The sequence below is a fragment of the Actinophytocola sp. genome, assembly GCF_035712165.1.
Taxonomy (GTDB): Bacteria; Actinomycetota; Actinomycetes; order Mycobacteriales; family Pseudonocardiaceae; genus DASYTH01.
On record NZ_DASTBH010000273.1, the window covers coordinates 19,232 to 28,950 of the forward strand.

At 69.9% G+C, this 9,719-nt stretch carries 6 protein-coding genes; all 6 read left to right on the forward strand.

The annotated features are described in order from the left end of the window. Window positions 1-116 precede the first annotated feature (116 nt). Complete coding sequence (locus VFO68_RS15380) at window positions 117-1,547, forward strand: FAD-binding monooxygenase (protein WP_325158963.1); 1,431 nt, start codon at window positions 117-119, stop codon at window positions 1,545-1,547. Beyond that, window positions 1,547-3,754, forward strand: coding sequence for a molybdopterin-dependent oxidoreductase (locus VFO68_RS15385; RefSeq protein WP_325158964.1), 2,208 nt, complete (start codon window positions 1,547-1,549; stop codon window positions 3,752-3,754). The genes VFO68_RS15380 and VFO68_RS15385 overlap by 1 nt, the downstream gene beginning before the upstream one ends. Next, entirely contained in the window at window positions 3,751-4,992 is a 1,242-nt protein-coding gene (locus tag VFO68_RS15390) for an acyl-CoA dehydrogenase family protein (RefSeq protein ID WP_325158965.1), read from the forward strand. Before VFO68_RS15385 ends, VFO68_RS15390 begins: the two co-directional genes overlap by 4 nt. Window positions 4,993-4,995: 3 nt before the next feature. After that, entirely contained in the window at window positions 4,996-6,567 is a 1,572-nt protein-coding gene (locus VFO68_RS15395) for a 4-hydroxyphenylacetate 3-hydroxylase family protein (RefSeq protein ID WP_325158966.1), read from the forward strand. A 342-nt stretch (window positions 6,568-6,909) separates the two neighbouring features. Then, complete coding sequence (locus VFO68_RS15400; protein ID WP_325158967.1) at window positions 6,910-8,250, forward strand: nucleotide disphospho-sugar-binding domain-containing protein; 1,341 nt, start codon at window positions 6,910-6,912, stop codon at window positions 8,248-8,250. After that, on the forward strand, window positions 8,247-9,593 hold the full coding sequence (locus VFO68_RS15405) for a condensation domain-containing protein (RefSeq protein ID WP_325158968.1): 1,347 nt from the start codon (window positions 8,247-8,249) through the stop codon (window positions 9,591-9,593). Before VFO68_RS15400 ends, VFO68_RS15405 begins: the two co-directional genes overlap by 4 nt. The last annotated feature ends 126 nt before the right edge of the window (window positions 9,594-9,719 follow it).

Below are 9,719 nucleotides of genomic sequence, written 5' to 3' on the forward strand. Positions count from 1 at the left end.
CGTGCGGCGGCGGCGAATGTGACGCTGACCTCGGCGTGGACGGCGGTCTGGCGAGTTCCCTTCCGTTGGATGTGTACCCGGCCAGGACTGACTCAGGTATCAAGGAGGAGACCGTGATGAGCCACGAGGCTGGATCGCGCGCGGTGGTGCTCGGTGGAAGCATCGCCGGGTTGTTCGCGGCAAGAGTGCTCTCGGACGCCTACGACGAGGTGCGCATCGTGGACCGCGACGTGCTCGTCGGGACGAAGGGCGTGCGCCGGTACTGCCCGCAGAGCCAGCAGGCCAACGGCCTGCAGGCCAAGGGCGTGCACGTCATGGAGGAGCTTTTCCCCGGTATCACTCAGGAACTGGTCGACAACGGCGCGCCGATCGGCGACCTGGCCGGCACCTGCCGGTGGTACACCCAGGGCTACCGGCTCAAGCAGGAGACCGCCGGCCTGCCCGCCCTCGGCGTGCTCCGGCCGGTGCTGGAGTGGCACATCCGCGAGCGCGTGCAGGCCATCCCCAACGTCGTTTTCGTTGAGCAGACCGACATCCTGGGGCTCGAGACGACCGCGGACAAGAGCCGGGTCACCGGCGCCCGGGTGCAGGCGCACGGCAGCAGGACCGAGGAGGTCATCGAGGCCGACCTGGTGGTCGACGCGACCGGCCGCGGCTCGCGCACCCCGGTCTGGCTGGAGCAGCTCGGGTACGCCAAGCCCGAGGAGGAGCGCAAGAAGATCGACCTGGTGTACGTGACCCAGCACTACAAGCTGCGTCCCGGCTGTGACCCGTTCGGCAAGGACACGGCCATCAACCAGATCGCGCACCCCGGCCTGCAGCGGGGCAACGTCTTCTTCAAGGTCGACGGCGGCCTGCTCGAACTGACCACCTACGGCCTGCTCGGCGACCACCCGACGACCGACCAGACCGAGCTGTACCAGTGGATCAAGTCGTTGGGCGCCAAGGATGTCTACGACGTCCTGCGCTACGCCGACCCGGTCGACGCGCCGGTGGCGTTCCGGTTCCCGACGACCCTGCGCCGGCACTACCAGAAGCTGGACCGGTTCCCGGAGGGGCTGCTGGTCACCGGGGACGCGGTCACCTGCTTCAACCCGGTCTACGCGCAGGGCATGACCGTCGCCGCGCTGTGCGCGATCACGATGCGCCAGCACCTGCACAGCGGCGCCACCCCGATCCCGCTCGACTACTTCAAGGACCTGGCGAGGGACGCGATCGACCAGGCCTGGGAGATGACCAACACGATCGACCTGACCTTCCCCGGGGTGAAGGGCGACCGGACCCGGCAGGTGCGCATGGCGCAGAAGTTCCTGAAGCGGACGCAGATCGCCGCGACCCGGGACGGCAAGGTGGCCGCCGCCTACTTCAAGGTCGCCGCGCTGGTGGCGACGCCGGAGTCGCTGATGCGCCCCGGCATCATGCTGCGCATCCTGTGGAAGTCGTTGTTCGGCCCATCGAAGGAAAGCCTGCGGCCGCACGTCTGGCAGCCACCCGCTGACGTCGAGCCGGTGTTCGCCGACGTCACCGAGATGCCCCGAGCGGCGTGATGACTACCGCACACCGGACCTGCCCGCTCTGTCAGGCCGTCTGCAGCCTGACCATCAGCCTCGACGCGGACAACCGTGTCACGTCGGTGCGTGGCGACCAGGACGACCCGTTCTCCAAGGGCTACATCTGCCCGAAGGGCGCGAGCTTCGGCCGCGTCGACGAGGATCCGGACCGCCTGCGGGCGCCCATGATCCGATCCGGCGACCAGTGGACCGAGGTGACCTGGGACGAGGCTTTCCTCGCCGTGGAACAGGGTCTGACGCGGATCACCGAGGAGCACGGCAAGGACGCGGTCGCCGTCTACTTCGGAAACCCGACCTATCACACCATGGCCGGGTTCCTGTACCGGATGCCGCTGATCCAGTCGCTGGGCACCCGCAACGTCTACTCCTCCGGAACCATCGACCACATGCCGAAGCACGTCGCGGTGGGTCACATGTACGGCGACCCGTTCGCGATCGGGGTGCCCGACGTCGACCGAACCGACTACCTGCTGATCATCGGCGCCAACCCGTTGGAGACACACGGATCCCTGTGGGCCGCGCCCGATCTTCCCGGCCGGCTGCGGGCACTGCGCAGGCGCGGCGGCACGGTGGTGGTGATCGACCCCCGGCGCACCAGGACCGCGGAGTTCGCCGACCGGCACCTGCCGGTCCGGCCCGGCTCCGACCCCTACCTGCTGCTCGGCATCGTCCACACGCTGCTCACCGAGAACCTGACCAGGATCGCGGTCGACGTCAACGGTCTCGACGAGCTGCGCGGCATCGCCGAGGAGTTCCCCCCGGAGCTGGCCGAGCGGTTCTGCGGCGTGCCCGCCGCCGACATCGTCCGGCTGGCCCGGGAACTGGCGGCGGCGCCGACGTCGGCCGTGTACTCCCGCATGGGCGGGTCCACGGTGCGGTTCGGCACGCTGACGCAGTGGCTGGGCGAGGTGATCAACGTGCTGACCGGCAACCTGGACAGCGCGGGCGGAATGATGTTCGCCAAACCCGCCGCGCTCGAGGTGTTCCGCACCGGGCAGCCGTTCCAGACGGGCAACTGGCACAGCCGGGTCCGTGGCCTGCCCGAGGTGCTCGGCGAACTGCCGGCCGCCACCCTCGCCGACGAGATCGAGACGCCGGGGGAGGGGAAGATCCGCGCGCTGGTGTCGATCGCCTCCAACCAGGTGCTCTCGACGCCCAACGGCCCCAGGCTGGACCGGGCCTTCGGCGAGCTGGACTTCATGGTGTGCGTGGATCCGTATCTCAACGAGACGACCAGGCACGCGCACGTGATCCTGCCGCCGCCGCGGATGATGCAGGTGGCGCACTACGACTTCCTGCTGTCGATCGTGACGGTGCGCAACTACGCCAGGTTCTCCCCGCCGATCCTGCCGCTGGAGCCCGACCAGCGCACCGAGGCCGAGATTCTGGCGCGGTTGACGCTGATCGCGGCCGGCGCGGGCGCCGCGGCGGACCCGGCCGGGCTCGACGAGTCGATCATCGGCCAGTTCCTCGAGGTGGGCACCCAGATACCGGGTTCGCCGTTCGAGGGCCGGGACGTCGCCGAGCTGCGCGCCGAGCTCGACGGCGACAGCGGCCCCGAGCTGATCCTCGACGTCATGCTCAAACTCGGCGGGTACGGCCTTTCCCTGGCGCGGCTGAAGGAGAACCCGCACGGCATCGACCTCGGCCCGCTCGAGCCGCGGCTGAAGGAGCTGCTGTGCACCCCGTCCGGCCGGGTCGAGCTCACGCCGCCCGCCCTGACCGGGGACCTCGCCCGGCTGCCCCGGGAGCCCGCGGCCCCGGCCGGGGAGATGCTGCTGATCGGCCGGCGCCAGCTGCGTTCGAGCAACAGCTGGCTGCACAACATCGCCTCGCTGCGGGGCGGCAGCAACCGGTGCACGCTGCACATCAACCCGGCGGACGCCGCCCGGCACGGGCTGGGGGAGCGCGCGGTCGTGCGGTCGGCCAAGGGTGAGCTGGTGGTCGACGTCGAACCGACCGACGTGATCATGCCGGGGGTGGTGAGCCTTCCGCACGGCTGGGGCCACGCCGGCAGCCCGCAGCGCATCGCGGCGGAAGAACCCGGTGTCAACGCGAACACGCTGACCGACGAGCTGGTGCTGGACGTCCCGTCCGGCAACGCGGTGTTCAACGGCGTCCCCGTCACGATCAGCCCCTACCCGGCACAAGCACCCGCTCCAGAAGGGACGACCAGGACATGACAACCGCACGGAGCCTGCCCCCGACCAGCATCGCCCACCCGCCGGAGCCGGGCCTGACGCCGGACGAGGTCGTCGCCCGCGCCGAGCGGATCGCGGCGACCCTCGTGGACCGGCAGGCGGAGACCGAGCAGCGCGGGTACTACGCGCTGGACACGCACAACGAGTTCCTCAGCGCCGGCCTGTACCGGCTGCTGGTGCCGCGCCGCTACGGCGGCTACGAGTTCGACCTCGGCACCTACCTGCGGGTGGTGTCCGCGATCGCCCGCGGTTGCCCGTCGACCGCCTGGATGTACACCTTCGGCGCGTCGCACGCCGTCCTGGCCGCCACGCTGTTTCCCGAGGCAGCGCAGGACGAGCTGTTCGCGGGCGGCGACTTCATCTGTCCGGCCACCGTCGCGATGATCGGCTTCGCCGAGCCGGCCGAGGACGGCGGCTGGATCATCGACGGCGTCCACCCCTACAGTTCGGGCTCGCCGTACGCCACCCACTTCATCGGTCACACGCTGGTGGCCGGCCCGGACGGCGGGCCGCCCGCGCCGATGATGTTCGTGGTGCCCAGGGAGCAGTGGCGGCGGCTGGACGACTGGGGCGCGCAGCTCGGCCTGAAGGGCAGCGGCTCGCACAGCGTCGCGATCGAGAAGGCGCACATCCCCGCCCACTTCGGGCTGGTCGGCACGCACATGGGCCTGACGTCGGTGGTCGACGGCACGGTCGGCCGGGAGCTGCACGGCAACGCCATGTACGGCGGCGGGGTGCTGAGCGCGGCGCAGTTCCCGCTCGCCGCGCTGTCGGTCGGCATGGCCACCGGCGCGCTGGACGCCTACGCCGAGCTGATGCGCGAACGCACGACGATCTTCCCGCCGTTCACCTCGCGGGTCGAGGACCCGGACTACCAGTTCCGCTACGGCGAGGCCGCGGGCAAGATCGCGGCGGCCGAGGCGGCGCTGTCGGACGCCGTGCGGCAATGGACCGTGACCGCCGAGCACCCGGGAGCGTTCACCCGCGAGGTGGACCTGCGGCTGTCCATGGTCTGCCGCGAGTCGGTCCAGCTGTGCTGGACCGCGGTCGCCGATCACCTGTTCCCGACGGCGGGATCCAGCGCGGTGCGTTCCGGAGCCCGGATCGAGCGGGTCTGGCGGGACATGTCGACCCTGCACAGCCATGCCGGGGTGAGCGTCTTCCTGGCCAGCATCGCCAACCGCGAGCTCGCGAAACTGGCCTTCGACGTGACGGGCTGACCGATGCCACCACGAGAGGGCGGAGACCCAGTGCCCGAACAGACCCGGCCGCTCACCGGCGTCGAGTACGTCGAAAGCCTGCGCGACGACCGCGAGATCTTCCTCTACGGCGAGCGCGTCAAGGACGTCACCGAACACCCGGCGTTCCGCAACCCGGTGCGGATGACCGCCCGCCTCTACGACGCGCTGCACGACCCCGAGCATCGCGACGTGCTGACCACCGCGACCGACGCCGGCGGCCCCGGCGGCTACACCCATCGCTTCTACACCACACCGCACAGCGCCGAGGACCTCGTCGCCGACCAGCAGGCCATCGCCGCGTGGGCCAGGATGAGCTACGGCTGGATGGGCCGCTCGCCCGACTACAAGGCGTCGTTCCTCGGCACGCTCGGCGCCAACGCCGACTTCTACAACCCGTTCGCCGACAACGCGCGGCGCTGGTACCGCGAGTCGCAGGAGAAGGTGCTGTACTGGAACCACGCCATCGTGCACCCGCCGGTGGACCGGGACCGGCCGCCGGACGAGGTCGCCGACGTGTTCGTCCATGTGGAACGGGAAACCGACGACGGGCTCATCGTCTCCGGGGCGAAGGTCGTGGCCACCGGGTCCGCGCTGACCCACTACAACTTCATCGCCCATTACGGGCTTCCCATCAAGGACAAGAAGTTCGCGCTCGTGGCGACCGTGCCGATGAACGCGCGGGGGATGAAGCTGATCTGCCGCCAGTCCTACACGGCGGCCGCCGCGCTGACCGGCAGCCCGTTCGACTACCCGCTGTCGTCCCGGCTCGACGAGAACGACACCATCCTGGTGCTGGACAAGGTGCTCATCCCGTGGGAGAACGTGTTCATCTACGGGGACGTCGTCAAGGTCGGCATGTTCACCGGGCACTCCGGGTTCATCGAGCGGTTCACCTTCCACGGCTGCACCCGGCTCGCGGTGAAGTTCGAGTTCCTCGCCGGCCTGCTCGCCAAGGCCCTGGAGATCACCGGGACCAGCGACTTCCGCGGCGTGCAGTCGCGGCTGGGTGAGGTGCTCGCCTGGCGGAACCTGTTCTGGGGGCTGTCCGACGCCGCGGCCCGCAACCCGGTGCCGTGGCGCAAGGGCTCGGTACTTCCCAACCCGCGTTACGGGTTGGCGTACCGGTGGTTCTCCCAACTCGGCTACGCCCGGATGCGCGAGATCGTCCTGCAGGACGTCGCGAGTGGACTGATCTATCTGAACTCCAGCGTGAAGGACTTCCAGAACCCCGACATACGGCGTTACCTCGACCAGTACCTGCGCGGCTCGCACGGCATCGACGCGGTCGAGCGGGTGAAGGTGATGAAGCTGCTGTGGGACGCGGTCGGCAGCGAGTTCGGCGGCCGGCACGAGCTCTACGAGCGCAACTACGCGGGCAACCACGAGAACACCCGGGTGGAGCTGCTGCTCGGGCAGCTGGGCGACGGCCAGCTGGACGGCTACAAGGCGCTCGTCGACCAGTGCCTGGCCGAGTACGACCTGGACGGCTGGCAGGTGCCCGACCTGGCCTCGTTCGAGGAACTGGGCCAGGCGGGGCGCGACCTGCTCAGCTGAGATCCGCTTGTCCGTGCCGCTGCCGGTCGGCGTGACCGGCAGCGGCATCGGCGTCTCCCGGTCCGGCGGAACCTCACCTGCCGGTGATACCGCGCAGCCGCACGGCGATGAACGCCTGCCAGTGGTTGCGCGGGCTGGTGATCGGCTTGGGGTTCCGCCCGGACGCGTCCCGTGCCGGATCGCTCGTCATATCGCCATCCTCGTTCGCGCCGGAACAGCCGCGCATCTTTGATCTTGCGAAGCGTCTCGGCGGGGGGTTTGGTGCGCAAGGTGGGAGATGTCATGGCGGTGCCGGCGGTGCTGGACTAACCGCACGACAGTCCGTTGTAGGAGGAGCCACGCATGCGAGTTCTATTCGCGACCGTCCCCCACCCGAGTCACTCGTTGCAGCTCGTTCCCTACGCCCAGGCGCTGCAGAACGCCGGGCACGAGGTCCGTGTCGCGCTCGCCCCGCTGGGCGTCTCCGACATGACCGAAGCGGGACTGACCGCCGTGACCTTCGGCGACACGATCCAGCATTCCGTGCAGAACTTCGCCGAGCTCTCCTGGATTCCCAACGAGGCGGAGCGCGCGGCGTACGTGGAGGCACTGCGCCTGGATCCCTTCGAGGCCGACCAGTGGGACGTCTTCTACCAGTACTTCAACTTCAACTGCCAGATGTACCTGCCGGAGGAGCCGCGCCCGGACGTCGACGGGATGATCGAGTTCGCCCGGGACTGGAAGCCGGACCTGGTGCTGTGGGAGTCGTGGTTCCCGATCGGCGCGCTCGTCGCGCGTGCCTGCGGCGCCGCGCATGCCAGGATCCTGCTCGGCCCCGACCTCAGCGGGTGGGCGAGCGAGATCTTCGCCGAGCGGAACTCCCCTGCTGTCGAGGCCCTTGGCGGCAACCCACTCGTCAAGAGGCTGCGCCAGGTGGCCGACCGGTATGGCATCACCGTCGACGACGAGCTGATGCGCGCCGACCTCACCATCGACCCGCTGCCACCGGAGATCAGGCTGTCCCGCAACATCTCGACGCTGCCGGTGCGGGGGATTCCGTACCAGCGCGGCGGTGTGCTGCCGGAGTTCCTGCACAAGCCGCCGACGCGCCCGCGGGTGGCCGTGTCGTTCGGCATGTCCGTTCGGCTGTGGCAGTTCGGCGGCGACACCCGGGTGCCGCCGGTGATGGAGGCCGTCGACGGGCTGGACATCGAGGTCGTGGCGACCCTGAACGAGAACCAGCTCGCGTCGACCCCGCGGGTGCCGGACAACGTGCGGATCATCGAGTTCCTGCCGCTCACGCAGCTGCTGCCGACCTGCGATCTGCTCATCAACCACGGCGCGGCCGGCACGTTCCGGGCGGCCGAGGCGGCGGGCATCCCGCAGATCATCATCGACACGCAGGAGCCGCACCGGATCGTCTTCAGCGGTGAGGGCGAGAACGTCACCGTCTCCAACGCCGACCGGCACACCGACTCGTGGCTCGGCGCGAAGCTGCTGGCCGACCGCGGCGTCGGCGTGACCATCAACCACCTGGAGCAGTCCGCCGCCGAGATTCGCGAGCAGATCCAGAAGCTGCTCACGGACGAGTCCTACAAGGACAACGCGCGGGCGATGCAGCGGGCCTGGATGGCCAAGCCGGGCCCGGCCGACATCATCCCCAACCTCGTCGAGCTTGCCGAGCGGCACCGGAGCGGGTCGTGACCGGACCGGACACCTCGCAAACACTGTCGCTGCAACAGGAGTTCATCAACGCGCTGGACAAGGGCGACGAGATGGGCCCGTTCGGGCCGGCCTACGTGCTGGCCTCGGCCTGGCGGCTGCGCGGTCCGCTCGACCCGGCCGTGCTGTCCGGCGCGCTGGACGACGTCGTCGCCAGGCACGAGATCCTGCGTACTCCGGTGGCCCGCGGCACGTCCGTCGCGCTGCCGCCGGACCCGGCGCCGGGGCCGGTGTCGCTCACCGTGCACGACCTGAGCGGAACGCCGGAGGCCGATCGCGACCGGCGCGGCGAGGAACTGCTCAACGAGTTGGAGGGCGGCCGCTACCCGGTGACGGAGCTGCCGTTCCTGCGGGCCACGCTCGCCGTGTTCGCCCCCGATGACGCCGTGCTTGTGCTGCTGGTGCACCACATCGTCGCCGACGGCTGGTCGATGGGCGTGCTCATGCACGACGTCGCCAGCCTGTACGCGGTGCGGTCCGGGCATGACGTGCCCGCGCTGCCGCCGGCCCGGCAGTACCACGAGTTCGCCGCCGCACAGCGGGAAAGTCTCGCGGACCCGGCGGTTCTGAAGGCCGCGAAGTACTGGCGCGAGCACCTGGCCGGCGCCGAGATGACACTGATCCCCGCCGACCGGCCGTTCGCCGGGAAAGTCGCGGCCTACGCGGCACACCGGTTCCTGCTCGATGCCGAGCTGACCGCCGCGACAGCCCGGTTGGCGAAGGCGCACCGCGCGTCGCCGTTCATGGTGTTCCTCAGCGCCTACAACCTCCTGCTGCGCGAGCTCGCCGGTACCGATGACATCGTGGCGGCGTCGTTCAGCGCTGGCCGGGGACTCGGCGACTTCCACCACGCGGTGGGACCGTTCCTCAACTTCGTGCCGCTGCGCACCAAGCTTGCGGACTGTCGCACGTTCGCCGATGTCCTCGACCGCACCCGCACGACCTGCCTCGGCGCCTTCAGCAACGAACTGCCGTTCCCGCTGATCGCCATGGAGGCTCCCGCACTGCTGGCCTCGGCGGCCGAGCCCGAGCGGGACCTGCCCGCGTTCGAACTCCTGCAGTTCCCGCAGGAGGCGAGCAGCGAGACGGTCGGTGGGCTCGCGGTCACCGAGCTCCGCAGGCGGCTGCTGTCCCAGGAGGTCAGCTGCGGTATCCCGGACGGAATCGTGTGGGCACTGGACGTGCTGCCCTCCGGCGAGACCGTCAGCAGCCTGAAGTTCGACTCCAACCTCTTCGACGCGGACACCGTGTGGGGCTGGGCGCGCGCCTACGAGCGGATCCTGCGCGCGGCGGTGGCCGACCCGAACTCTCCGCTGCCCCAGTAGTAGTCGTTGTCCCGGTAGTTGTCAGTCGTTTGTCACGGAGGGGAACGCGATGCCGAGCACCAGCCCGGCCGCGGCGGCGCTCGCCGCCGCGGTGATCGAAGCCGAGGACGCCGGCAAGGGTGAGTT

Coding starts and splice junctions, on each gene's coding strand:
- VFO68_RS15385 (WP_325158964.1), top strand. CDS start 1,547: ATGACTACCGCACACCGGACCTGCCCGCTCTGTCAGGCCGTCTGCAGC.
- VFO68_RS15380 (WP_325158963.1), top strand. CDS start 117: ATGAGCCACGAGGCTGGATCGCGCGCGGTGGTGCTCGGTGGAAGCATC.
- VFO68_RS15395 (WP_325158966.1), top strand. CDS start 4,996: ATGCCACCACGAGAGGGCGGAGACCCAGTGCCCGAACAGACCCGGCCG.
- VFO68_RS15400 (WP_325158967.1), top strand. CDS start 6,910: ATGCGAGTTCTATTCGCGACCGTCCCCCACCCGAGTCACTCGTTGCAG.
- VFO68_RS15390 (WP_325158965.1), top strand. CDS start 3,751: ATGACAACCGCACGGAGCCTGCCCCCGACCAGCATCGCCCACCCGCCG.